19 protein-coding genes are annotated in these 24,481 nt (G+C 73.1%); 1 reads left to right on the top strand and 18 read right to left on the bottom strand.

Annotated elements, in window-relative coordinates:
• Positions 1-165: 165 nt before the first annotated feature.
• From ACIP4P_RS36530 to nrdR, 15 genes are all read right to left on the bottom strand, one after another.
• On the bottom strand, positions 166-1,929 hold the full coding sequence (locus ACIP4P_RS36530) for a DUF4153 domain-containing protein (RefSeq protein WP_400926091.1): 1,764 nt from the start codon (positions 1,927-1,929) through the stop codon (positions 166-168).
• Between the two features lie 162 nt (positions 1,930-2,091).
• Positions 2,092-3,018, bottom strand: coding sequence for a carbohydrate ABC transporter permease (locus ACIP4P_RS36525; protein ID WP_350513684.1), 927 nt, complete (start codon positions 3,016-3,018; stop codon positions 2,092-2,094).
• Positions 3,015-4,037, bottom strand: a complete 1,023-nt coding sequence (locus ACIP4P_RS36520) for a carbohydrate ABC transporter permease (protein ID WP_400926087.1) — start codon at positions 4,035-4,037, stop codon at positions 3,015-3,017. The genes ACIP4P_RS36525 and ACIP4P_RS36520 overlap by 4 nt, the downstream gene beginning before the upstream one ends.
• A 187-nt stretch (positions 4,038-4,224) precedes the next feature.
• Positions 4,225-5,610, bottom strand: a complete 1,386-nt coding sequence (locus ACIP4P_RS36515) for an ABC transporter substrate-binding protein (protein ID WP_400926084.1) — start codon at positions 5,608-5,610, stop codon at positions 4,225-4,227.
• A gap of 332 nt (positions 5,611-5,942) precedes the next feature.
• Complete coding sequence (locus ACIP4P_RS36510; RefSeq protein WP_400926081.1) at positions 5,943-7,157, bottom strand: cytochrome P450; 1,215 nt, start codon at positions 7,155-7,157, stop codon at positions 5,943-5,945.
• A 228-nt stretch (positions 7,158-7,385) separates the two neighbouring features.
• On the bottom strand, positions 7,386-8,624 hold the full coding sequence (locus ACIP4P_RS36505; protein WP_400926078.1) for a cytochrome P450: 1,239 nt from the start codon (positions 8,622-8,624) through the stop codon (positions 7,386-7,388).
• The gene (locus tag ACIP4P_RS36500; protein ID WP_400926075.1) at positions 8,621-9,340 is read right to left on the bottom strand and encodes a GTP-binding protein; all 720 of its coding nucleotides are present in this window, start codon (positions 9,338-9,340) and stop codon (positions 8,621-8,623) included. Before ACIP4P_RS36500 ends, ACIP4P_RS36505 begins: the two co-directional genes overlap by 4 nt.
• On the bottom strand, positions 9,321-9,689 hold the full coding sequence (locus ACIP4P_RS36495; RefSeq protein ID WP_400926072.1) for a DUF742 domain-containing protein: 369 nt from the start codon (positions 9,687-9,689) through the stop codon (positions 9,321-9,323). Before ACIP4P_RS36495 ends, ACIP4P_RS36500 begins: the two co-directional genes overlap by 20 nt.
• On the bottom strand, positions 9,686-10,174 hold the full coding sequence (locus ACIP4P_RS36490) for a roadblock/LC7 domain-containing protein (protein ID WP_400926069.1): 489 nt from the start codon (positions 10,172-10,174) through the stop codon (positions 9,686-9,688). Before ACIP4P_RS36490 ends, ACIP4P_RS36495 begins: the two co-directional genes overlap by 4 nt.
• Positions 10,174-11,949 carry an ATP-binding protein gene (locus ACIP4P_RS36485; protein ID WP_400926066.1) on the bottom strand — a complete coding sequence of 592 codons (1,776 nt, stop codon included), beginning with the start codon at positions 11,947-11,949 and terminating at the stop codon, positions 10,174-10,176. Before ACIP4P_RS36485 ends, ACIP4P_RS36490 begins: the two co-directional genes overlap by 1 nt.
• Positions 11,950-12,244: 295 nt before the next feature.
• Positions 12,245-12,808 (bottom strand): Clp protease N-terminal domain-containing protein, encoded by a 564-nt coding sequence (locus ACIP4P_RS36480; protein WP_400926063.1) that lies wholly within the window; start codon positions 12,806-12,808, stop codon positions 12,245-12,247.
• Between the two features lie 3 nt (positions 12,809-12,811).
• The gene (locus ACIP4P_RS36475; RefSeq protein ID WP_350513675.1) at positions 12,812-13,048 is read right to left on the bottom strand and encodes an RNA polymerase subunit sigma-70; all 237 of its coding nucleotides are present in this window, start codon (positions 13,046-13,048) and stop codon (positions 12,812-12,814) included.
• 120 nt (positions 13,049-13,168) lie between these two features.
• Positions 13,169-13,930 carry an SDR family oxidoreductase gene (locus tag ACIP4P_RS36470; protein WP_400926220.1) on the bottom strand — a complete coding sequence of 254 codons (762 nt, stop codon included), beginning with the start codon at positions 13,928-13,930 and terminating at the stop codon, positions 13,169-13,171.
• Between the two features lie 158 nt (positions 13,931-14,088).
• Positions 14,089-16,971, bottom strand: coding sequence for a vitamin B12-dependent ribonucleotide reductase (locus ACIP4P_RS36465; protein WP_350513674.1), 2,883 nt, complete (start codon positions 16,969-16,971; stop codon positions 14,089-14,091).
• A gap of 244 nt (positions 16,972-17,215) precedes the next feature.
• Positions 17,216-17,713 (bottom strand): transcriptional regulator NrdR, encoded by a 498-nt coding sequence (gene nrdR / locus ACIP4P_RS36460; protein WP_350513673.1) that lies wholly within the window; start codon positions 17,711-17,713, stop codon positions 17,216-17,218.
• A gap of 528 nt (positions 17,714-18,241) precedes the next feature.
• On the opposite strand from nrdR, the gene lexA reads away from it, so the two are divergent.
• The gene (gene lexA, locus ACIP4P_RS36455; RefSeq protein WP_400926217.1) at positions 18,242-18,937 is read left to right on the top strand and encodes a transcriptional repressor LexA; all 696 of its coding nucleotides are present in this window, start codon (positions 18,242-18,244) and stop codon (positions 18,935-18,937) included.
• 153 nt (positions 18,938-19,090) lie between these two features.
• Here lexA and ACIP4P_RS36450 read toward each other — a convergent pair whose 3' ends face one another.
• The 3 genes from ACIP4P_RS36450 to ACIP4P_RS36440 are packed head-to-tail and all read right to left on the bottom strand — an operon-like array spanning position 19,091 to position 24,473.
• Positions 19,091-21,238: an ATP-dependent DNA helicase gene (locus ACIP4P_RS36450; RefSeq protein ID WP_400926059.1), complete on the bottom strand. Its 2,148-nt coding sequence runs from the start codon at positions 21,236-21,238 to the stop codon at positions 19,091-19,093.
• 12 nt (positions 21,239-21,250) lie between these two features.
• Positions 21,251-23,074: an IucA/IucC family protein gene (locus ACIP4P_RS36445; protein ID WP_400926056.1), complete on the bottom strand. Its 1,824-nt coding sequence runs from the start codon at positions 23,072-23,074 to the stop codon at positions 21,251-21,253.
• The gene (locus tag ACIP4P_RS36440) at positions 23,052-24,473 is read right to left on the bottom strand and encodes a lysine N(6)-hydroxylase/L-ornithine N(5)-oxygenase family protein (protein WP_400926053.1); all 1,422 of its coding nucleotides are present in this window, start codon (positions 24,471-24,473) and stop codon (positions 23,052-23,054) included. The genes ACIP4P_RS36445 and ACIP4P_RS36440 overlap by 23 nt, the downstream gene beginning before the upstream one ends.
• Between the last annotated feature and the right edge of the window lie 8 nt (positions 24,474-24,481).

Raw genomic sequence — 24,481 nt, 5'->3', positions numbered from 1 at the left:
TGTGAACACCACCACCCCCCCCCCCCCGCCCCGCGGGGGGGCCGGGGCGCGGCCCCCCCCCCCCCGGCCGGCCCCGACCGCTTTCCCACCCCGCCCCCGGCAGCCGCCCACCCGGGCCGCCCCGGAGCCACCCCACTCCAGCCGCCACCCTGACCGGTGCCACCGCTACCAGCTCGACCCCGACACCAATCCGGCCCGCTCGCAGGGCCCCCGCCCCGACACCGGCACCTCCACCAGCGGCCGGTCCGCCAGGACCCGCCGGGCCTCGGACACCGAGCCGCCGGCCGCGTACCAGGGCCTGGTGTCCCGATCCAGCTCACGCCGGATCAACTGCAGCGCACAGGACCGCTTCGGCTCGGGGAGCCGGTCCAGGGCGGGGACCGCGTCGGCCGAGAGCTCACGGACGTTGCGCAGGTCGATCCGGTGCGAGCGCTCGAACCGGGCCACGTTCTGCTCCGCGATCATCGCGTCCGGCCCCATCAGCCCGTACACCGCGACGGTCAGCATGCCGCTGAGGACGACCGCCCGGGGCAGCCAGCCGGCACCACCGCGGGTGAGTCCGGCGGTGATCAGCAGCAGGAAGACGACGCCCAGCCAGATCTCGACCACCAGCACCCACAGTCGCAGCCTGGTGAGCCCGGAGGCGTCCACGTAGAACCACATCCGGCCGAGCGCCGAGGCGACCACGACCAGCGCGAGCAGACAGAGCAGTCCGAGCAGGATCCGCGCGATCCGACGGTCGCCGGGCGTGGTGCGCGGGGCCCAGCGGTGGGCGACGGCCACCACGACCAGGGTCAGCACGGTGATCACGCTCAGCTGCCAGAAGCCCTGCCGGGCGTACGCGGAACGGCTCATCCCGGTGCTGCTCAGCACGGCGTCCGCGCCGCCGAGCACCACCACGGCCTGGATCACCGCGAAGGCACCGAACATCAGGTCGAGCGCGATCAGTGGCAGCGCCCACTCCAGCCGGCGCCGCTCCCGCCCCGGGCGGACCGCCAGACGGTCCCAGCGGCGCGGACCGGCCCCGATCCGCGCGAAGCCCAGCGCGGTGACCACCCCGGCGGCGAACAACAGCGTCCGCAGCGGCAGTTGCCCGATGTCGAGACTGGGGGTCAGCCCGGCCAGCAGGTCCGCCATGGCGGCGTCGGCGCTGGCGAACAGCAGACCGAAGACGGTCAGCAGGACGGCCGCGACCGCGATCGCCTTGAGCACCGGCACGATCCGGCCCCGACCGGGCAGCGCCCGCCCCCGCAGGCCGTCCCAGAGCCAGTCCACCCCCGGCACCACCTGCCACAGGAGCGCGGGCAGCGCGAACAGCACCCCCGGCCAGCGGCGGCCGCCGTGCAGGGCGAGCGAGGCCAGGCCGAGCGCGCCGGCGGCGGCCAGCAGGGCGGGCCAGCCCGCGTCCCAGCAGGCCGGGACGGCGAGCAGGACGAGGGCCAGCAGGCTCCAGACGGCCGTCCAGGGCCGGATCCGGCGGCCGGCCGCGCGGGCCGTCAGACCGGCCGCGACGGCGGTGGCGGCGGCGCAGATCAGCAGGTTGGCCCCCACGCCGCCGTACAGCAGCCAGGCCGTCAGCAGGCCGGCGAGCAGGGCGGGCAGGAGGACCCGGGGCGTGGCCGCCGCCCTCCGCTCGGGGTCGGTGGCGCGCAGCCACTCCCCGGCCGACGGCCCGGACTCCCGCGGCGGGCGGGGCGCGGCCCCGGGCCAGTAGGGGCCGCCGGGCCGGTACAGGTCACCGGGCTGGTACGGATCACCGGACCGATAGGGGCTGCCGGGCCGGTTCGGGTCGAAGGGCATGCCTTGGCCGAACGGCACTCCCTCGCCGGACGGCGACTGCGGGCCGGACGTGGGCTGCGGCCCGGACGGCGACTGCGGGCCGGACGTGGGCTGCGGATCGGTCGGGGCAGGCGTGGACGGGCCGGGCATGAGTACCCCTCGGTGGTCGGCGGGCAGGCGGAAGCCGCCCTCCGGGCGGTCCGCGGCGGGCGCGCTCGACGCCGCTGCCGCAGCCGACTGTAGACGATTCTGAACAGGTTCAAAAGTTAGTTCTGAACGCGTTCAGATCATCCGGCCATCCGCCCTCCCCTCCTAACCCTTCACCGACCCCGCCAGCAGTCCGCGGACGAAGTACCGCTGCAGGCTGAAGAAGACGATCAGCGGCACGATGATCGACAGGAAGGCCCCGGCCGTCAGCAGCTCCCAGCGCCCGCCGAGTGAACCGGACAGCTGCGCCAGCCGGACCGTCATCGGCGCCACCTCCGGTGTCCCGCCCGCGAAGGTGAGGGCGACCAGCAGGTCGTTCCAGACCCACAGGAACTGGAAGATCGCGAACGAGGCCAGCGCCGGGGCGCACAGCGGCAGCACGATCGAGCGGAAGATCTTGAAGTGCGAGGCGCCGTCCACCACCGCCGCCTCCATCAGGTCCCGCGGCAGCTGGGCGATGAAGTTGTGCAGCAGGAAGACCGCCAGCGGCATCGCGAACATGGTGTGCGCCAGCCAGACCGGCGCGTAGCTGCCCTTCAGGTCCAGCGCCGGGATCAGCGTCAGCGAACCCAGGTGCGCGCCGCTGGAGAACAGTCGCAGCAGCGGGATCAGCGCCATCTGGAGCGGCACCACCTGGAGCGCGAAGACGGTGAAGAACACCGTGTCGCTCCCCCGGAACCGCACCCAGGCCAGCGCGTACGCCGCCATCGCCGCGAGCACCAGCGGGAAGAGGGTGGCCGGGATGCTGATCGCCAGCGAGTTCACCAGGAAGGGCATCAGGCCGGTAGAGCCACCGGAGCCGCCCTCGAACAGCACCGCGTGGTAGTTGCCGAGGCCGAAGTCCGGGTGCAGCAGGGCGTTCCACCAGCCGTCGGTGGTGACGTCCTGCTTGGGCCGCAGCGAGGTCACCAGCAGGCCGAGGGTCGGGATCGTCCAGAGCACCGTCATCGCGATCACGAACACCGAGGCCAGCGGGCTGCTGAAGGCCTTCCGCACCGGATTGCCCCGACGGGCGGTCACCGCATCACTCACCGCACCTCACGCTCCCTGCGCAGCTGGACGATGTTGTAGGCCACCAACGGCAGCACCGCGAGGAACAGCAGGACCGCGAGGGCGCCGCCCCGCCCGTCGTTGAACTGCACGAAGGACTGCGAGTACATCTCGTTGGCCAGCACCTGGGTGCCGAAGTTGCCGCCGGTCATGGTGCGGACGATGTCGAAGGCCTTCAGCGTGATGATCATGACGGTGGTCAGGACGACCATCACCGTCGTACGGATCATCGGCACGGTGACGTGCCAGAACAGTCGCACGCCGGTCGCGCCGTCCAGCCGGGCCGCCTCCACCACCTCGTCCGGGATCGCCTTGATCGCCGCCGACAGCACCACCATCGCGAAGCCGGTCTGCACCCAGACCATCACGGCCATCAGCAGGAAGGTGTTCAGCGGCTGGCTGAGCAGCCAGTTCGGCGGGTCCGACCAGCCCACCGCGTGGGCGAGTTGGCTGAGCAGGCCGATCTGCTGCTGGTCCTTCCCGCGGGCCTCGTAGACGAACTTGAAGATGATCGAGGCGCCGACCAGCGAGATCGCCATCGGCATGAAGATCAGCGACTTGTACACCGCCTGGCCGCGCATCCGGTCCACCAGCAGCGCCAGCACCAGGCCGAGACCGGTCGCCGCCAGCGGGGCGACCACCAGCCACAGCAGGGTGGTGAGCAGCACCTGGCGCACCGAGTCGGTGGTGAAGGCCCAGCCGAAGTTCTCCCCGCCGACGAAGGCGCTGCCGTCCGCGCTGTGCAGGCTCAGGTAGACCGTGCGGATCAGCGGCGCCACCAGGCCGACCACCAGCAGCACCACGGCCGGGCCGAGGAACACCAGGACGGCCAGCGGTCGGGCCAGTCGGCCCCGGGCCCGGCCGGCCACCAGGAAGACCACCAGCAAGATGCCGAGGAAGCCCGCGATCGCGCCGAGGCTGTTGCCGAACTTGACCGCCGCGTCGCCCCAGGAGCCGACGGCCAGGGAGGCGGCGGCCGGCGGGGAGCCGGATACGGACATGACTGCACGTCCCTTCGGTTCGTCCGGTGGGATGCGAAGACGGGGAAGCGGAAGCGGGGAAACGGAGGCGGGGAAGCGAAGGCAGGGAAGCGGAGGCGGGGAAGCGGGGGCGGAAGGGGCGGGCGGTGCGGGTGGGTGGCCCCGCACCGCCCTCGACAGGTGGTCCCCGAGTCCCCTGGGCGGCGGACTACTTCGGCCAGGCGGCGTCGATGTCGCCGGCGACCTTCTGGATCGACTGCCCCTCGGCGAACCAGGCGGTCAGCGACTTCCACTCCTGCCCGGAGCCGACCGCGGCCGGCATCATGTCGGAGGCGTCGAACCGGAAGGTCGCGCTCGGGTCGGTCAGCGCCTCCGCCGAGAGCTTGTCGATCGGGTCGGTGTAGAGGCTCTTGTCCACGCCCTGGTTGGCCGAGACCCAGCCGCTCGCGGTCTTCACCCGGCTGCTCGCCCAGTCCGAGCTGGACAGGTAGTTCTGCACCGCCTGCACCTCGGGCCGGCCGGAGAAGGCGGCCAGGAACTCTCCGCCGCCCTCGACCGGGTTGGCGATCGCCGGGTTGACGGCGGGCAGGTGGAAGGCGAAGACGTCGCCGTCGGGAGCGACCTTGGTGCCCTTGGGCCACTGCGCCTCGTAGAACGAGGCCTGCTGGAGCATCGCGCACTTGCCGGTGAGGATCGGCGCGCCCGCGTCCTGGAAGGTGGTGGTGGCGATCGACTTGACGTCGCCGTAACCGCCGTTGACCCAGGCCGGGTTGAGCATCCAGCCGGCGACGGTCTGCATCGCCGCGGTGATCTTCTGGTCGGAGAACTTCACCTGGTGGCCGACCCACTGGTCGTACACGTCACCGCCGTACGTGCCCAGCACCACCTCCTCCAGCCAGTCGGTGGCCGGCCAGCCGGTGGCCGTGCCGGAGGCGATGCCGCCGCACCAGGGCTTGGCGCCGCCGGCCTTGGCGATCCGGTCGCTGAGCGCCATCAGGTCGGCCCAGGTCTTCGGCACCTCGTAGCCGGCCGCCTGGAAGGTCTTCGGCGAGTACCAGACCAGCGACTTCATGTTGGCGCTCATCGGCGCGGCGTAGAAGGTGCCGTCGACCGAGCCGTAGGTCTTCCAGACCGGGCTCCACTTGTCCTGGTTGGCGACGGTCTGCGCGGGCGGCTTGACCACCTTGCCGCTCTTGACCATCTGCGCCAGCAGGCCCGGCTGCGGGATGATCGCGAAGTCCGGGGCGTTGCCGCCGGCCACCCGGACCGGCAGCTGGGACTCGAAGTCGTTGGAGCCCTCGTAGCTGATCTTGATCCCGGTGCACTTGCCGAACTCGGCCCAGGACTTCTCCAGGTTGTCCGACTCCGGGCTGAGGATGGAGGCGAACATCGTCACGGTGGTGCCCGAATGCCCCGCGTACGGCTGGTACTTGGCACAGTCGCCGGTCAGCGTCTGGGCCGCGCCGCCGCCACCGCCCGAACCGCCGGAGCTGTTCGAGCAGGCCGCGGTCAGGGCCAGCGCCGCCAGCAGGGCGGGTACGGCCACCAGTCGACGGCGGGAACTCGTGGACGGCGCGGTCGGGTTGAGGGTCAATGCGGTCCTCCTCGCCAGGGCGTGCTGCCTCGGACGGGCTGCCTCGGGTGGGCTGAACGACATTGCGCTGTACCGGAGATGGGCGTACGGGATCGCTGGACGAGCAGGTGGCCGAACCGGTTCGACGACGTTAACGCAGCCTTCCGCCGCCGCCAAGGTCCATGGTCGACCTTCCCGTACCGGTGCCCCGACGGACGCCTCCGAAACCGGCGGCCACCGGCCGGGAACGCCGCGACGACCGGCCTGAAACGCCACGGCCACCCGCCGGGAACGCCACAGCCCCGCCCGGGAACCGGACGGGGCCGCACCCCGACGCACGGTCGGGAAGGGGGTCACCAGAGCCGGACGGGCAGCTCCAACAGGCTGTTCACCACCAGCGAGGGGCTCGGCCGCAGCTCCCCGTCCGGCACCGCCGGCGACAGGCCGGGGAAGCGCTCGAACAGGGCCGGCAGCGCGACCGCCGCCTCCAGCCGGGCCAGCGGCGAGCCCGGGCAGACGTGCGGACCGTGGCCGAAGGACAGGTGGCGGCTCGGGTCCCGGGTGACGTCGAACAGCTCCGCCGTCACCCCGTGCTGCAGCGGGTCCCGGCCGATCGCGTTGTACGAGACCAGCACCGGCTCACCCGCCGGGATCACCACCTCGTCGACCGCGATGTCCTCGGCGGCGAAGCGGAACAGGAAGTTGCTGGTCGGCGGCGTCCAGCGGAGCGACTCCTCGACCACCGCGTCCCAGGACACCTCGCCCGCCCGCACCAGCGCCAGCTGGTCCGGGTGCGCCAGCAGCGCCCGGACCGCGTTGCAGATCAGGTTGACCGTGGTCTCGTGGCCGGCCGCGATGATCACCCGCAGGGTGGCCGCCGCCTCCGCGTCGGTGAGCGCCCCGCCCTCGGTGTCCGCCGCCAGCAGCACGCTCGCCAGGTCCTCACCCGGTTCCGAACGGCGCTGCGCCACCAGGCCGTTGACGAAGGCGTTCAGCCCGGCCACGGTCGCCTGGATGCCCGCCGGGTCCGGCTTGACGCCGAAGAACCGCTCGTACAGGTCGCGCAGCAGGGCGTGGTCGGACTCCGGGACGCCCAGCAGCGAGCAGATCACCGTCATCGGCAGCGGGAAGGCGAAGGCCGACTTCAGGTCGACCTCCGGCTCCCCCGCCGCCAGGGCGTCCAGCAGCGCACTGGTGATCTCCGCCACCCGCGGGCGCATCAGCTCGACCCGGCGCGGCGTGAAGGCCTGGGCGACCAGCGCGCGCAGTCGGCGGTGTTCGGCGCCGTCGGTGGTCACCATGCTCGGACCGGGCACCGCCAGGCCGATCAGCGGCCAGGTCTTCGGCACCTCGCCGCGCTGGTAGGCCGCCCAGTGCCGGGCGTCCTTCACCAGCCGGGCGTCGGTGAGCAGGTCGCGCGCGGCCGCGTGCCGGGTGACCGCCCAGGCGGCGACCCCGCCGGGCAGCACGACCGGCACCGCCGGGCCGGCAGCCCGCAGCAGGGCGCCCTCGGCGGCGTTGTCACGGGCCAGCGGGTCGAGGGCGATCGGAGCCGGGGCAGCGGTCATCGGCGTCAACTCTCTTGCGAATTACGGAACTTAGAACGATTGTGCACGTCCTGTGGATCTTGGCTGGCCCGGCCTGGATCCGCAAGACGTCCACCGCGAACAATGCGCCGACTCTCGACGCGGAGCGCTCGTCGAGGCCCCGTGGAACGCTCGTGGAACGCTCCTGGAACACCTCGAACCCCCGCAGGCGGGCGGCCGACGGGAGTCCGAGGACAGGCCCTGGTCGCCCTAGTAGCCCGGGGTGAACGCGACCGGCAGCGCGACCAGCCCACGCACCCAGGCCGAGGGCCGCCACACCAGCGCGTGCTCGGCCACCGCCAACCGCAGGTCCGGCAGCCGGTCCAACAGCACCTCGATCGCCGTGGTGGCGATCACCTCCGCCGTCTCCTGCGCCGGGAACGGACAGCCGTGCTCACCGTACGAGTAGCTCATGTGCGCCCGGTTCCCCTCCGCCGGACGGCCGTCGGCCTCCCGCACCGCCGGGTCCGCGTTGGCCCCGGCGAAGCCGAGCAGCAGCATGTCCCCCTCGGCGATCCGCTGACCGCCGAGCTGGGTGTCCCGCACCGCCCAACGGCCGGCGAAGATCTGGGTCGGGGTGTCCTCCCAGAGCGCCTCGTTGAGCGCCTGACTGATGCTGCGCCGCCCACCGGCCAGCGAGGCGGCGAACCGCTCGTCGGTCAGCATCAGCCGCAGCGCGTTGGAGATCCAGTACGAACTGGGCTGGTGACCGGCGATCAGCAGCACCCGCAGGTCGCGCATCACCTCGTCCCGGGTCAGCTCCGCCGGGTGCGCCAGCATCCGCGAGGCCACGTCGGCCCCCGGGTGCTCGGTCTTCTCCTCGACCAGCGCGAGCATCAGCTCCAGCAGCCGCTGGGCGCCGGCCGGGGCGTCCGCGCCGCCGTCCAGCATCGCCAGCAGCGCCGTGATCAGCTGCGGCGCCTGCTCCTCGTCCAGGCCCAGCACCCGGCACAGCACCAGCAGCGGCATCCGGTGCGCGTACTCGGCGACCAGGTCCGCCTCACCGCGCCCGGCGAACTCGTCGATCAGCCCGTCGGCGATCTCCTCGGCGTGCTTGCGCAGCTCGTACGGATCGATCCCGGCCAGCGCGTCGGTGACCGCCCGGGACCGACGGACGTGCGCCTCGCCCTCGGCGTAGAGGATCGACGGCACCGGGGCCATCATCGGCTTCAGCGGCCAGTCGGCGGGCAGGGTCTCCCAGGCGTGCCAGCGGCTGGAGTCCCGGCCGAACAGCTGCGGCTGGCCGGTGACCTGCTGCAGCTCCCGGTAGCCGATGACCAGCCAGGCGGGCACACCGCCGGCCAGCTCGACCGGGGCGACCGGGCCGTGCGCGGCGCGCAGCTCGCGGTAGAGCTGGGCCGGGTCGGTCTGGAAGCGCGGCCCGTACAACGGCGTGGCGCCGGCGTGCGCCGGGCAGCCCGGGGGCGGGGTGACGGCGGGCTCGGTCACGGGGTGCTCTCCTCGTAGATCGCGTCGGGGGCCTCGACGGGGGCGGCGGGCACGGCCTCGGCGGGGACGGCGGGGCCGGCCGGCGGATCGATCCCGGCCAGCGCCTCGGGCCCGGCCCCGGCGAGGGCGGCCAGGTGGTGGACCAGTGCGATCAGCACCCGCTTGCCGGACTCCCGGTCACGGGCGTCGCAGTCCACCATCGGCACCTCCGGCGGCAGGTCCAGGGCCTCCCGGACCTGCTCCAGGGTGTGACCGGGCTCGCCGAAGTTGTTCCGGGCGACGATGAACGGCGTGCCGTGGTGCTCCAGCCGGTCGATCGCGTACCAGGACTCCTCCAGCCGCCGGGTGTCCACCAGGACGACCGCTCCCAGGGCGCCGCTGAACAGCCGGTCCCAGAGGAACCAGAAACGCTCCTGCCCGGGCGCGCCGAACAGGTAGAGCACCTGCCGCTCGGACAGCGTGATCCGGCCGAAGTCGAAGGCGACCGTGGTGGAGCGCTTGCCCCAGCTGCCGGCCGGGTCGATGCCCTCCCCCGCCCGGGTCATCACCTCCTCGGTGTTCAGCGGGCGGATCTCGCTGACCGAACCGACCAGGGTGGTCTTGCCCACCCCGAAGCCGCCGACCACGACGATCTTCAGCGCGTTGTCGGCGGTCGCCCGCAGCGGGGTGCGCGCCGCGGGTCGGGCGTCCCGGAGGTCAGAGCCGTTGGAGGCCATGCAGCACCTGCTTCAGCGTGTCGAGGTCGGGCAGCCGGGCCTTGTTCGGCGCGAACCTGGGGTGGCGGGCGGTGACCGCGCCGGACTCCAGCAGGTCGCCGAGCAGGATCTTCACCACCGAGACCGGCAGCGAGAGCTCCGCCGCCACCTCCACGACGGCGATCGGGGCCTCGCACATCCGCAGGATCCGGGCGTGCTCCGACTGCATCCCCGGCGCCGGCTGCCGCTCCGCGACGATCAGGGTGACCAGGTCGAAGGCGTTCTCCGGGGAACGGCTGCGGCCCCCGGTGATGGTGTAGAGGCGGTCCGGGCCGTCGTCGCGGCCCGGCAGCGCCGGCCCGGCGGTCATATCCCGGCGCTCCCTCGCCCGGCGGCCCCGACGGCGTCCGCCTCCGCTTCCGCCTCCGCTTCCGCTTCCGCCCCGGGCTCGGCTGCCGCGGCCCGGGCGGGCGCGCTGAGGTGGATGCCGATCTGCTCGATCAGGCCGTGCATGTTGTGGCCGACCACGCCCACGTCCGCGTCGTCGTCGGTGACCACCGCGAGGTGCGCGCCCTCACCGGCCGCCACGATGCACAGGATGCCGCCGTGGAACTCGGTCATCGACTGCCGCACGCCGCCGGTGCCGTCCCCGAACTCGATCGAGGCGCCGTGCGCCAGGCTCTGCAGCCCGGAGGCGATCGCGGACAGCTGGTCGGCCTGGTCGGCGCTCAGCCCGGCGGTGTGGCAGAGCTTGAGGCCGTCGGCGGACAGCACCAGGGCGTGCCGGGTGCCGGGGGTTGCCGCCAGCAGGTTTTCCAACAGCCAGTCGAGGTCGCGTTCGGTGGCGCTGCTCATCAGGAGTCCTTCTCGGTGACGGGGGAAGCGTCGGGCGTGGTGTCGGGGGCCGTGGCCGGGGTCGGCGTCGCCCCGGGCGCGGGCAGGGCCGGCTGGGCGGCCGTGCGGAAGGCGCCGAACCGGGCGGCGGCGCGCGCCGCGTCGGTCCGTACGGGCTTCGCGGCCGGGGCCGCCACGGCGGTGGTGGTCAGCGTCTGCCCGCGACGGCGCTGCGGCAGGCCGCTGTCGGTCATCCGGGCGGGCACCGGCGGGGTCTGGGCGGGGACGGTGGGGGCACCGGTCACACCGGGCGTGCGGGGAGTGCCGGAGGCGCCCGGTACGGCGGTCGCGCTCGGCGCGGGCGGCGCGGGCGGCAGGGAGGCGGGCGCCGGGCGGGCGGGGGTGAGCGCCGGGCGCACGGACTCCACGACGGGCGCGGAAGCCCGGACGGAAGCGGGCTCGGGAGCCACGGCGGGCGCCACGGCCGCGTGGGTGACCAGCTGCTGCGGGATCAGCATCACCACCCCGGTGCCACCGCGCGCCGACGGCCGGAAGGAGATCTGCAGCCCGTGCTTGCGCGCCAGCACGCCGACCACCGCGAGGCCGAGCCGGGTACCGGCGGACAGCGTGGCGAGGTCCAACGGCTCGGCGGAGACGGCCCGTTCGGCCCGACGCAGCCAACTGTCGCTCAGGCCCAGCCCGCTGTCCTCGACGGTGACCGCCAGACCGGCCGGCACCTCCTCGACGTAGACGTGCACCTCGGCCGGCGGGGCGGAGAAGTTGGTGGCGTTGTCCAGCAGTTCGGCCAGCGCGTGCATCACGCCCTCGGCCGCGAAGCCGGCCACCGCGGCGGTGCTGGCGTTGTGCAGCCGGACGCGCTGGTAGGCGCCGATCCGGCCGAGCGCGCCGCGCAGCACCGACTCGACCGCGATCGGCTTGGCCCAGCGGCGGCCGGAGCGGGCACCGGTGAGCACCGCGATGCCGTCGGCCATCCGGCCCGCCTGGGCGGTCGAGTGGTCCAGGCGCAGCAGGTCGCCGAGGACCTCCTCGTCGTGCCGGTGCTGCATCTCGCGCAGTTCGGCGTGCATGCTCGTGGCCAGTGCCTGGACCCGGCCGGCGGCGGTCGCGCAGACCGCCAGCGCGGCGGCCCGCAGCCGCTCGCCGCGGCCGATCTCCTCGCCGACCGCGCGCAGCAGCGCGTACTGGGGGTGCTTGCGGTGAGCGGCCAGCGCGCTGTCCACGGCCGCGCCCCCGCGCAACTTCTTCACCACCTCGGGCAGGACGCCCTCGGGGATCCGGTCCAGCTCGGCCCGCTCGGCGGCGGACCGCTCCCGCTCCGCCTCGGCCCCGGCCCGCTCGGTGTCGAGCTCGGCGCGCAGCCGGGCCAGCTCGGCGTGCGCGGCGGTGAGGTCGGTCTCGAACCGGGCCTGCTCGGCGCGGGCGGCGTCCCGCTCGGCGAACGCCGCGGCGGCCCGGTCCAGGGCGGCCGTCTCGGCCTGCCGGGCGCTGCCGGCGATGACCAGCGCGGCCCGGGTCTCCTCGTGCTGGGCGGCCAGGTCCTCGGTCAGCCGGCGGGAGCGTTCGGCGCCGCTCGCGGCCAGGCCGACCAGGATCAGCCAGAGCACGGCGACCGCCGCCACCGCGACGGCGGTGAGCGGCTGGTGGGCGCCCAGGGCCTGGCCGATGCCGACCGGCGCGGCGACCAGCGCCAGCAGGACGGCGGCCGCGGTCAGGGCGGCGGTGCGTGGCGCGGGTCGACGGCGCGGCCGACCGTCGGGGCTGGTGGCTTCTCTCATCGGGGCGGTCCTCGGCAACGTCGGCGGGCGGCAGCGCGGGCGGCGGGTCGGCGACGGTTGCGGCCGCCGACAGCTGGTCGGGCGCATACCAGACCGCCCGGTGGCGTCGCGAAACGCCTCCGGGCGGCTGATCGGTTCACGCTTTCGGCCGATCATATCGATTCAGACATTGGCCTCAACCCGCTAGTTGACGGTCAATCTCCTTCATTCACGCCGAGTACACCGCACGGCGACCCTTTCCGCTTGGGCCCGCCGGCCGGCCTGCCCCCGTCCCACGCCCGCCCGACCTCGCGGTTCAGGCCAGTTCGGCCTCCACCGCCCGCCGTACGGCCGACGGATCCAGCCCGTGGTCGGCGATCACCAGCACCCCGAGCCCCTCCCCCTCACGGAGCAACCCGAGCAGCAGGTGCCCCACGGCGATCTCCTTGGACTTCAGCCGCAGCGCCTCCCGCAGGGACAGCTCCAGTGTCTTCTTCGCCGGGGGCGAGAACGGGATGTGCCCGCCCACGGAACCGCCGGAGCGGAACCGGCCCCAGCGCTTCCGCTCCTCCTCCGGCGGGTCGTCCAGCGCGCCCTCGCCGAAGGCCGCCTCGACCGCCGCCCGCACCGCGTCGAGGTCGACCCCGATCGTGGCCAGGACCTGCTGGTCCCCCTTCCCCCGCAGGCGGCGCACGGCCTGCCGCGCGGCCTCCTGGTCCAGCCCGGCCTCCGCCAGCACGGCGAGGGCCGGGTCCTCCGGCTGCTCCAGGATCCCCAGCAGGAGGTGCTCGGAGCCGACCCGGTCGTGCCCCAGCTGCCTCGCCTCCTCCTGCGCGATCACCACAGCCCGCCGGGCTCCGCGGGTGAATCGTTCGAACATCGCTCAGCCTCCGTCCTCGCCCTTGCCGGGCCCCCGTCGTGCGTGCTTCTTGTGCACCGCCTGCCTGGTCACCCCGAGACAGACCGCGATGTCCTGCCAGGACCAGCCCTGCGACCGGGCGTTGCCCACCTGCAGGGCCTCCAGACGGTCCGCCAGGTCCCGCAGGGCGCGGACCGCCCGGAGCCCCACGGCGGGGTCACGACTGCTCGCGGCGGCCGCGAGCTCTCCGCTCTCGCTCATGGTGTCAACCATGGTTGACACCGACGGGCTTGTCAACCCTGGTTGACAATCCCGCGGCGGGAAACGCCCAGCGGGAACGAGCGGCGGGAAACGCGCGCGACGACGGAACGGCCGGGCCGCTCACCCGAACCGTCGCGCCAAGGCCTGCTCGAAGCTCCCCTCCCCCACCGCCCGCTCCGGCGCCGTGAGCCCACCCGCCCGCAACGCCCGCCCCAACGCGCCCGGCAGCGGCAGCGGCACCAGCACCCGCCGCCGACCCGCCGCCCGCAGGTACGCCTCGGCCAGCTCCCGGTACGACCGCACCCGCGGCCCGGCCACCTCCGGCGCGAACCCGGCCGGCTCCCGCCCCACCAGGTCGGCGACCCGCGCCGCCACCTCCCGCACCTCCACCGGCTGGATCCGGGCCCCGCTCACCACCGGGAACACCGGCAGCCGCGCGCTCAGGTCGAAGGCCTTCAGCACCAGGTCGTGGAACTGCGTCGCCCGCAGCACCGTCCACCCCAGCCCGGACTCCCGCACCACCCGCTCGCAGCCGAGCTTCGCCTGGTAGTACGCGAGCGGCACCCGGTCGATCCCCACGATCGACACGTACACCAGGTGCCCCACCCCGGCCCGCCGGGCCTCCGCCACCAGCCGCCCGACCGCCGCCACGTCCTGCTTCCCCTGCGTGGTCGCGCAGTCCACCACCGTCCCCACCCCGGCGAGCGCCTCCGCCAGCCCCGCCCCGGTCACCAGGTCGCCCACCACCCACTCGACCCCGTCTCCCGCCGCCCGCGCCCGCCGGCTCAACCCCCGCACCGCCACCCCGCGCGCCACCAGCAGCCGCACCACCTCCCGCCCCAACGTCCCCGTCGCCCCGGTCACCAGCACCGTCCCGACCATCACCGCACCACTCCTCCCGGAAGACCCCGTCCCCCTACGGACCGGACAGCACCCGCGTTCGTGACATCGGCAGGTCCCCGAACGCAGCAGAGCGGGGCGAGGACCGTGAAGTCCTCGCCCCGCTCAGGGATTCACCTCAGGCGGTGAACAGCGGATCGTCAGCTGCAGCCGCTGGTGGAGCCGCAGCCCTCGCAGAGGTAGCAGCTGCCGGCGCGGCGCATCTTGGTGCCGCAGGAGAAGCAGAGCGGCGCGTCGGCGTTGAGGCCGAGCTGGATCTCCATCAGCTCCGTGGAGTTGTGGGCCTGCTTCGGGGCCGCCTTGGGGGCCTCGACGGCCGCCGGGGCGGGCGCCGGCTTCGCGGCGGCGACCGGGGCGGACTGGGCGAGCGACTCGGTGTCGAGCTCCTCGGCCTCCAGCGGCTCGTAGGAGCCGGTCTCCAGGTGCCGGGTGCGCTCCTCGACGGAGTGGATGCCCAGCGCCGAGCGGGTCTCGAACGGCAGGAAGTCCAGCGCCAGGCGGCGGAAGATGTAGTCGACGATCGACTGGGCCATCCGCACGTCCGGGTCGTCGGTCAGACCGGCCGGCTCGAAGCGCATGTTGGTGAACTTGGAGACGTAGGTCTCCAGCGGCACGCCGTACTGCAGGCCGACCGAGACGGCGATGGAGAAGGCGTCCATCATGCCCGCGAGGGTCGAGCCCTGCTTGGACATCTTCAGGAAGACCTCGCCGAGGCCGTCGTCCGGGTAGGAGTTGGCGGTCATGTAGCCCTCGGCGCCGCCGACCGTGAAGGAGGTGGTGATGCCGGGACGGCCCTTGGGCAGGCGCTTGCGGACCGGGCGGTACTCGACGACCTTCTCGACCACGGCGGCCGGGGCCTCCTCGGCCTTGGCCTCGGAGTCCTTCTTCTTGGCCGAGAGCGGCTGGCCGACCTTCGAGTTTTCGCGGTAGATGGCGAGCGCCTTGACGCCCATCTTCCACGCCTCGAAGTAGATCTCCTCGACGTCCTCGACGGTCGCCGCGACGGGCATGTTCACGGTCTTGGAGATGGCACCGGAGATCCACGGCTGGATCGCCGCCATCATCCGCACGTGGCCCATCGGGGAGATGGAGCGCTCGCCCATCGCGCAGTCGAACACCTCGTAGTGCTCGGCCTTCAGGCCGGGCGCGTCCACCACGTTGCCCTGCTCGGCGATGTGGGCGACGATCGCCTCGATCTGCTCGTCCTGGTAGCCGAGGCGCTTGAGGGCACGCGGGACGGTGCCGTTGACGATCTGCATCGAGCCGCCGCCGACCAGCTTCTTGAACTTGACCAGGGCGAGGTCGGGCTCGACGCCGGTGGTGTCGCAGTCCATCATCAGGCCGATGGTGCCGGTCGGGGCGAGCACCGAGGCCTGGGCGTTGCGGAAGCCGTTCTGGGCGCCGACGCGCAGCACGTCCTGCCAGGACTTGTTGGCCGCGAGCCAGACCGGGGCGTCCAGGTCGTCGAAGGTGACGGCGTCCAGCGAGGCGTCGGCGTGCTGCTTCATGACCTGCCGGTGGGCGGCCGCGTTGCGGGCGTAGCCGTCGTACGGGCCGACCACGCCGGCGAGTTCGGCGCCGCGGCGGTAGGCGGTGCCGGTCATCAGCGAGGTGATGGCGCCGGCCAGGGCGCGGCCGCCCTCGCTGTCGTAGGCGTGGCCGGTGGCCATCAGCAGGGCGCCGAGGTTGGCGTAGCCGATGCCGAGCTGGCGGTAGGCGCGGGTGGTCTCGCCGATCTTCTCGGTGGGGAAGTCGGCGAAGCAGATGGAGATGTCCATCGCGGTGATGACCAGCTCGACGACCTTGGCGAAGCGCTCCGCGTCGAAGGAGTCGTCGTCGCGGAGGAACTTCATCAGGTTCAGCGAGGCGAGGTTGCAGCTGGAGTTGTCCAGGTGCATGTACTCCGAGCACGGGTTGGACGCGTTGATGCGGCCGGACTCGGGGCAGGTGTGCCAGTGGTTGATGGTCGAGTCGTACTGGATGCCGGGGTCGGCGCAGGCCCAGGCGGCCTCGGCCATCTTGCGGAACAGCTTCTTGGCGTCGACGGTCTCGATGACCTCGCCGGTCATCCGGGCGCGCAGGCCGAATTCGGTGCCGTTCTCGACGGCGGTCATGAATTCGTCGTTGACGCGGACCGAGTTGTTGGCGTTCTGGTACTGGACGGACGTGATGTCGTCGCCGCCGAGGTCCATGTCGAAGCCCGCGTCGCGCAGGGCGCGGATCTTCTCCTCCTCCTTCACCTTGGTCTCGATGAAGGCCTCGACGTCGGGGTGGTCGACGTCGAGCACGACCATCTTGGCCGCGCGGCGGGTGGCGCCGCCGGACTTGATGGTGCCGGCCGAGGCGTCGGCGCCGCGCATGAAGGAGACCGGGCCGGAGGCGTTGCCGCCGGAGGACAGCAGCTCCTTGGAGGAGCGGATGCGGGAGAGGTTGAGGCCGGCGCCGGAGCCGCCCTTGAAGATCATGCCCTCTTCCTTGTACCAGTCGAGGATCGACTCCATGGAGTCGTCGACGGACAGGATGAAGCAGGCGCTGACCTGCTGGGGCTGCTTGGTGCCGACGTTGAACCAGACCGGCGAGTTGAAGCTGAACACCTGGTGGAGGAGGGCGTGGGTCAGCTCGTGCTCGAAGATCTCGGCGTCGTCCTGGCCGGCGAAGTAGCCGTGCTTCTCGCCGGCCGCGCGGTAGGTGAGCACCACGCGGTCGATGATCTGCTTGAGGCTCCACTCGCGCTGGGGGGTGCCGACGGCGCCGCGGAAGTACTTGGACGTGACGATGTTGACGGCGTTGACCGACCAGAAGTCGGGGAACTCGACGCCGCGCTGCTCGAAGTTGATCGAGCCGTCGCGCCAGTTGGTCATGACGACGTCGCGCCGCTCCCAGCGGACCGCGTCGTACGGGTGCACGCCAGGGGTGGTGTGGATGCGCTCCATCCGGAGGCCGCCCTTCGGCGCCTTGGCGCCCTTGGCCGCGGCCTTCTCGGACTTCGACCCGCGTGCGGAACCGCTCGTGGTGTCTGTCACTTCTCTCCTCCTCCTGGGCAAACGCCCGAAGTGCCCTGAAAAGTCCGGGCACCGCTGGTTCGTTCTTCCGGTGTGCGGGCAGGCGGAGACCCCGCCCGCTTTCGCACGGTTTGTGGTGTTCTGTGCCCGGATTCCGGGCACGCGGGGGCCCACGCGGGGCCGCTGTGGCGCGGAAGGCCCGAGGGGGGCCTCTGCGTGTGGTGGTGTCTCGGTGCGGTGGGCCCTCGGGGCCCGGGCGCGCCTCCTAGGGCGCGGCGGCGGCGACGGGCACGCAGGTGCCGTCCGCCTCGGGGTCGGGTCGCTCGGCGCGGAGTTCCGCGATGGCGGCCTCGAAGTCCTCAAGTCCGTCGTACGCCTGGTACACGCTGGCGAAGCGCAGGTAGGCGACCACGTCGAGCTCCTTGAGCGGGCCGAGTATGGCCAGCCCCACGTCGTGGGTGGTCAGCTCGGCACTGCCGCTGGCGCGCACGCACTCCTCGACCCGCTGGCCGAGCTGGGCGAGGGCGTCCTCGGTGACCGGGCGGCCCTGGCAGGCCTTGCGGACCCCGGTGATGACCTTCTGCCGGGAGAAGGGTTCGGTGACGCCGCTGCGCTTGACGACCATGAGCGCGGCCGTCTCCACGGTGGTGAAACGGCGGCCACAGTCCGGGCACTGACGACGCCGGCGAATGCAGCTGCCGTCCTCGGTGGTCCGGCTGTCGACAACGCGGCTGTCGGAGTGCCGGCAGAACGGGCAGTGCACCTCGGGATCCCTCCCTGGCAGGACGTGCGGACTTGTCGAGTCTATGCGATGCGCCCCCCGCCTCGGCAAGCCGATCATGGGGCGCGACCACTAGTACTGGGCACGACGAGGACTCTAGCCACTACATCTAGGCCTCAGGGGGAGGTGACACCCCTGGCGTGTCGGTGCCGATTAGACTTCCGGGGTCGACATCCGGTCGAACATTTACTCGATGTACAACAAAGCCTTGATCGAGTCAGCCAACTCCCGAATAATTCACTCGAACGTGTGTTTGGCGCAACCTTTCGATAGGAGGTGCGTTGGGCTGGAAAAGGGAGAGGACAGCCGTCGAGAGGGGCCGCCGTGAACACCATCGAAACCAACACCATCCCGGTGCAGGAACACTCCCAGTTCAAGGTGGGGCAGCGCACCACGAATCAGCAGAGCGTGGACATCAGCATGGACCGTAGCGAAGACCACCGCCTCTCCGGCCCGGCCGTCTCCACCGCCGGCCGCGTCCCCGACCAGCCGATCGAGCACTCCCCCACGATGGACGACTCCCACCCCTCCCCGGCCCGCTCGATGCCCGGCCGCCCCCCCGGCATCCGGACCGACGAGGCCGGCCTCACCGAGCGCCAGCGCCGGGTGATCGAGGTCATCCGGGACTCCGTCCAGCGCCGGGGCTACCCGCCGTCCATGCGCGAGATCGGCCAGGCCGTGGGCCTGTCCAGCACCTCCTCGGTCGCGCACCAGCTGATGGCCCTGGAGCGCAAGGGCTTCCTCCGCCGGGACCCGCACCGCCCGCGCGCCTACGAGGTCCGCGGCGTCGAGGTGGCCCGCCCCAACACCGCCGAGACGGCCGGGCGCCCCTCCACCTCCTACGTGCCGCTGGTCGGCCGGATCGCCGCCGGCGGCCCGATCCTGGCCGAGCAGACGGTCGAGGACGTCTTCCCGCTCCCCCGCCAGCTGGTCGGCGAGGGCGAACTGTTCGCCCTGACCGTGCGCGGCGACTCGATGATCGAGGCGGCCATCTGCGACGGCGACTGGGTCACGGTGCGCCGCCAGCCGGTCGCCGAGAACGGCGACATCGTGGCCGCGATGATCGACGGCGAGGCCACCGTCAAGCGGCTCAAGCGCGAGGACGGCCGGATCTGGCTGATGCCGCACAACCCGGCGTACGAGCCGATCAACGGCGACAACGCCACCATCCTGGGCAAGGTCGTCGCGGTCCTGCGCCGGCTCTGACCCCGAGGGCCGCCGGAGGCCGTCGCGCGGCCTCCGCAGCGCGTCCAGGCCGCACCCACCGCCGCCCGCACCACCGGAGAGGGGCTCCACCGCGACAGCGGGGAGCCCCTCCGGCGTTCCCGGGCAGCGCCTCGGCCCCGCCCGGGCGGCGACTCAGCCCCGCTTCACCACCGGCCGCACCGGCGACGCCGAGGCGTCGATCGCCGCCAGCGAGCGGCGCACCTGGTTGCGGTCCGTGGTGTACCAGAAGTCCGGCATCGAGGACCGGAAGAAGCCCCCGTACCGCTTGGTCTCCACCCGCGGATCCAGCACCGCGACCACGCCCCGGTCGTCCGCCGCGCGCACCAGCCGGCCCGCGCCCTGTGCCATCAGCAGCGCCGCGTGCGTCGCCGCGACCGCCATGAAGCCGTTCCCGCCGTGCTGTTCGACGTCCTTCTGGCGGGCGCTCATCAGCGGGTCGTCCGGCCGCGGGAACGGGATCCGGTCCATCACCACCAGCTGGCAGGCCGAACCGGGCACGTCCACGCCCTGCCAGAGCGAGAGCGTGCCGAACAGGCAGGTGGTGGCGTCCGAGGCGAACTCGCGGATCAACTCGCCCAGGGTGTCCTCCCCCTGGAGCAGGATCCGGTGGTCCAGCCGCTCCCGCATCGCCTCGGCGGCGGTCTGGGCGCCGCGCATCGAGGAGAACAGACCCAGCGTCCGCCCGCCGGCCGCGCCGATCAGCTCGGCCAACTCGTCCAGCATGTCCGGCCGTTCGGGATCGCGCCCGGGGTCGGCGAGGTGCTTGGCGACGTACAGGATGCCCTGCTTGGGGTACTTGAACGGCGAGCCGACGTCGATCCCCCGCCAGTACGGCACGGCCTCCTCGCCGAGCCCGGAGCCGGAGCCGGAGCCGGAACCGGACTCCGGGTTGTCGCCGGGCGTGCGCCCGTCCGGCAGCCTGGTCTCCTTGGGCAGGCCCAGCGAGCCGGCCACCCCGTTGAAGTCCCCACCGAGCTTGAGCGTGGCCGAGGTGAGCACGACCGAGCGCTCCTTGTACAGGCCCTCGCGCAGCAGCCCGGACACGCTCAGCGGCGCGACCCGCAGCGAGGCGGTGCCCAGCCCGTAGCGGTCGCTGCGCTCGATCCAGATCACGTCGTACTCGGAGTCCTCCAGCAGCCGCTCGGCGGTCTCGTGCACGGTCTCGGCCGAGGCCATCGCCTGCTTGCGCACAGCGTCCTCGTCGCTGAGGCCCTTGTCCCTGGTCTCGCCGAGCGAGCTGATCACCTGCCGGGCGGCGTCCCGGATCGCGGTGACCGCGTAGGCCAGGTACTCGGGCAGCTCCTCGACCCGGCCGGGCTGGGCGGTCTCCATCAGGCCGTGGTAGTTCTCGGCGGCGGCCTGCAGCAGGTCGACGGCCTTCTCGTTGGCCAGCCGGGCGGCCCGCTTCACCGCCCGGTTGACGGCGCCGACGGTGAGCTCGGCGGTGGCCGCGCCGGTGACCCGGTTGACCAGCTCGTGCGCCTCGTCCACGATCAGCAGCCCGTGCTCGGGCAGCACCGGGGCGCCCTCGATCGCGTCGATCGCGAGCATCGCGTGGTTGGTGACCACCACGTCCGCGAGCTTGGCGCGCTCCCGCGCCTGCTCCGCGAAGCACTCCTGCCCGTACGCGCAGCGGGTCGCGCCCAGGCACTCCTTGGAGTTGACCGACAGCTGCGCCCAGGCCTTGTCCGAGACGCCGGGGCTCATGTCGTCCCGGTCGCCGGTCTCGGTCTCGTCGGCCCAGTCGCGCAGCCGCAGCACCTCCTGCCCGAGCTTGCCGGAGGGGCCGCCGAGCGCGTCCACCGGGTCGAACAGGCCCTCGCCCTCGTCGCTCGGGGTGCCCTCGTTGGCGCGGTGCAGGCACAGGTAGTTGGAGCGGCCCTTGAGCATCGCGTACAGCGGGCGGCGGCGCAGCACCGGGTGCAGCGCCTCGACCGTGCGCGGCAAGTCCCGCTCCACCAGCTGGCGTTGCAGCGCCAGGGTGGCGGTGGCGACCACCACGCGGTCGCCGTGGGCGAGCGCGGGCACCAGGTAGGCGAGGGACTTGCCGGTGCCGGTGCCGGCCTGGACGAGCAGGTGCTCGGCGTGGTCGACGGCGTCGGCGACGGCCTCGGCCATTCGCAGCTGGCCGGGGCGCTCGACGCCGCCGACGGACTCGACCGCGGCGTGCAGCAGCTCGGGGATCCGCGAGCGCGGGACGGCGACGGCTTCCTCGGCCTCGTCGCCGAGGACCGTCGCCCGCTGGGATTCAAGGTCGTGGGATTCGGAGTCGTTCGTCATGACCCTCCCAGCCTACGGGGCGGGGGTGACAATCCGGTCCCGTTGCCCCGGAAGGCGCACCTCCACGCCGACCAGGGCGTTCGGCACCGTGCCGTGCCGGACGGCGTGCGGGCGGTGCGGGCGGTCCTGGTAGCCGTCCATGACCAGCCGGTTGCGGTTGAGGCAGAGCCGGTCGATCCGCGGCTGGAACAGGTCGAACAGCTCGAAGCGCTCGCGCAGCTCGGGGAAGCGGTCCTGGTAGCGGTGGATCTCGGCGCGCAGCAGGGCCCAGAACTCGGTCTCGGCCAGGCCGGCCTGGGCCTCCAGGAGCGGGGCGAGGTAGCGGAGGACGCCGATGAACAGCCCGGAGTGGATGAACTGGCAGAGCCCCTGGGGGTCGTCCCGGAGCAGCACGTCGGCGACCTCGGCGGGCAGCCCGCGCAGTTCGGGGAGGTCCTGGTCGCTGAGGTTGACGTCGTCGACGAAGTCCTTGACCGCCAGCCGGGTGGGGGTGTCGCGCTCGTCGAAGACCACGATGGCGTTCTCGCCGTGCGGGGAGAAGACCAGTCCGTAGCGGTAGAGGAAGTGCAGCAGCGGCGGCAGCAGCGCGGCGAACAGCCGGGCGGTCCAGCGGGCGGGGGTGAGGCCGGAGCGGGCGATCAGCTCGACGGCGAGGGCGCGCCCGTCGGAGCCGGTCTGCAGCAGGGCGGCGAGGGTGCGGGCGCGTTCGTCGGCGGCGAGGAAGGGACCGAGCGGTTCGCGCCAGATCGCGCCGAGCAGTTCCTTGTACTGGTACGGCGAGTCGGGCATCTCGCGGTAGAGCGGGTGGTCGACGGTGACGGAGGCGATCTCGCCGAGCAGGATCACCCGGCACTCCTCCCGCAGGTACGGGTCGGCGTCGCGCAGCCCGTGCAGCCAGGCGGTGACGGCGGGCGCGGCGAGGGTGCGCTCGACCGGCAGGCCGCGCCAGACCAGGGTGTTGAGGATGGACAGCGGCAGTTTGACGGTGCAGCGCCCGGGGTGGGCGGTGTTGAAGAAGGAGCGGATGGACTGCTGGGGCAGCCGCGGGTCGCCGTCCGAGGGCAGCGGGACGATCTCGCCGGAGGCGATCCAGGGCGCGAACAGCGTCAGCACCGTCTCGTCCCACTGCCAGGGGTGGACGGGCAGCAGCAGGTAGTCGTCGGCGTCCGCGCCGAGCGGGGCGCGCAGCGCGTCGACGTCGTCCAGCTCGCGGGCGTAGAGCTGCTCGGGGCGTTCCAGGCCGGGCACCCCGCGGTACTCGGCGAGTCGGCGGTGGACGGCGATCCAGGGCAGCGGGCGGGGGCTGCGGGCCTCCGGGGCCCAGCGGGCGGCGTCGGTGCCGGAGAAGCCGATCCGGCCCTTGTTGGGGACGATCCACGGGTGGCCGCCCTGGCGGCCCTCCAGTGCGGTGTGGTCGAGCTCGGCGAGTTCGGCGGCGGTGAGCGCGGTGGCGAGCTGACGGGCGTCGGCGGTGAGGGTGGCGGAGAGCTCGCGGACCAGGTGGGCGGTGGTCTCGCCGCGCATCCCGAGGGCGTCCCGGGCGTACGGGAGGAAGCGCAGCGGGTCGAGGCCGTCCGGGCGGGAGCAGCGGATCGACTCGGGGTCGACCTGCCAGCCGTCGTAGGCACCGCGCCGGGCGGCGAAGCGGTACTCGGCCTCGGGCAGCTTCAGCAGGTACTCGCCGTCGAGGGCTCCCGGGACGGGTCGGAGCAGCTCCTCGTAGGAGAACTCGCCGAGCATCTTGGCCAGCAGGGCGCGGCCGGCCCGCTGCCAGTGCCCGGCGGTGAGGTGCGGGGGCAGGTAGAGCGGCGGTTCAGCGGCCGACGGTTGCGGCACGGGTCAGCTCCTGGGGGCGGGGGACGACGGGGGTCTGCTCGGACTTCAGGGCAACGGGCACGGCGGGGACGTCGGGCGCGACCGGCGCGGGCGGCGCGAAGCCGGTCCAGGCGGTGCGGCCGGGCAGCCGGTGGACGGTCCGACCGGTGACGGCGTTGAGGATCACGGCGGCCCGGTGGGCGCCGAGCCCGAGGTCCGGGGTGCCGACGCCGTGGGTGTGCAGCTCGGCGTTCTGGACGTAGAGCCCCCCGGCGAGCTCCGGCCGGGTGGCGACCCGGTGGTCGAGGTCGACCCGGTAGCGCCCGGACTCGTCCCAGTCGATCAGGTCGGCGAGCGGTTCGAGCGCGGCCGGGCGGGCGGCCCGGTAGCCGGTGGCGAGCACCACGGCGTCGGTGCGCAGCAGGTGCTCGGCGCCCGAGTCGGTGTGCCGGCAGCGCAGTTCGAGGCCGCCGCAGGGCCCCGGCCGGGCCTCGGTGACGGCGGTGCCGGGGGTGATCTCGACCGGGGCGGCGTCGATCGGGCGGCCGATGGTGCGTTCGTAGAGGTGGTCGTGGATCTCGGCCAGGGTCTCGGCGCTGGCGGCCTTGTGCAGCTGCCACTGAGCGCTGACCAGGGCGTCCCGGGCCGGACCGGGCAGGCCGTGGAAGTAGCGGGTGTAGTCGGGGGTGAAGTGCTCCAGGCCGAGCTTGGAATACTCCATGGGGGCGAGCGCCCTGGTCCGGGTGAGCCAGCGCAGCCGGACGCCGTCGCCCGCGTGGCGGCGGAGCAGGTCGAGGAAGACCTCGGCGCCGGACTGCCCGCTGCCGACCACGGTGATGTCCCGGGCACCGGCCAGGTCGGCCCGGCGGTCCAGGTACGCGGCGGAGTGGAAGACCCGCGGGCGGTCCGCCAGCCCGGCGAAGGCCTCGGGCAGCACCGGCCGGGTGCCGACGCCGAGCGCGAGGTTGCGGGCCCGCACGGTGGAGCGCCGGCCGGTCGCGGTGTCGGTCAACTCGACCCGGAACAGCGGGCCTTCCCGGTGCAGGGCGGTGACCTCGGTGCCGAAGCGGCAGTTGGGCAGCCGCTCGGCGGCCCAGCGGCAGTAGTGGTCGTACTCCCGGCGGGGCAGTTGGAAGCGTTCGGCGAAGTAGAACGGGAACAGCCGGTCCTGGGCGCGCAGGTAGTTGAGGAAGGACCACGGGTTGGTGGGGTCCACCAGTGAGACCAGGTCGGCGAGGAAGGGGACCTGCATCCGGGCGCCGTCCACCAGCATGCCGTGGTGCCAGCGGAACTCCGGGCGCTGGTCGCAGAAGAGCGTGCGCAGGCCGGTCACGGGCTCGGCGAGGGCGGCGAGCGAGAGGTTGAACGGGCCGATGCCGACGCCGAGCAGGTCGTACGGAGGGGGTGTCGAGGTGTCCACAGGGTTGT

It is taken from the genome of Kitasatospora sp. NPDC089509 (assembly GCF_044749365.1).
Lineage (GTDB): Bacteria > Actinomycetota > Actinomycetes > Streptomycetales > Streptomycetaceae > Kitasatospora.
This window is presented reverse-complemented; position numbering and strand designations above follow the sequence as displayed.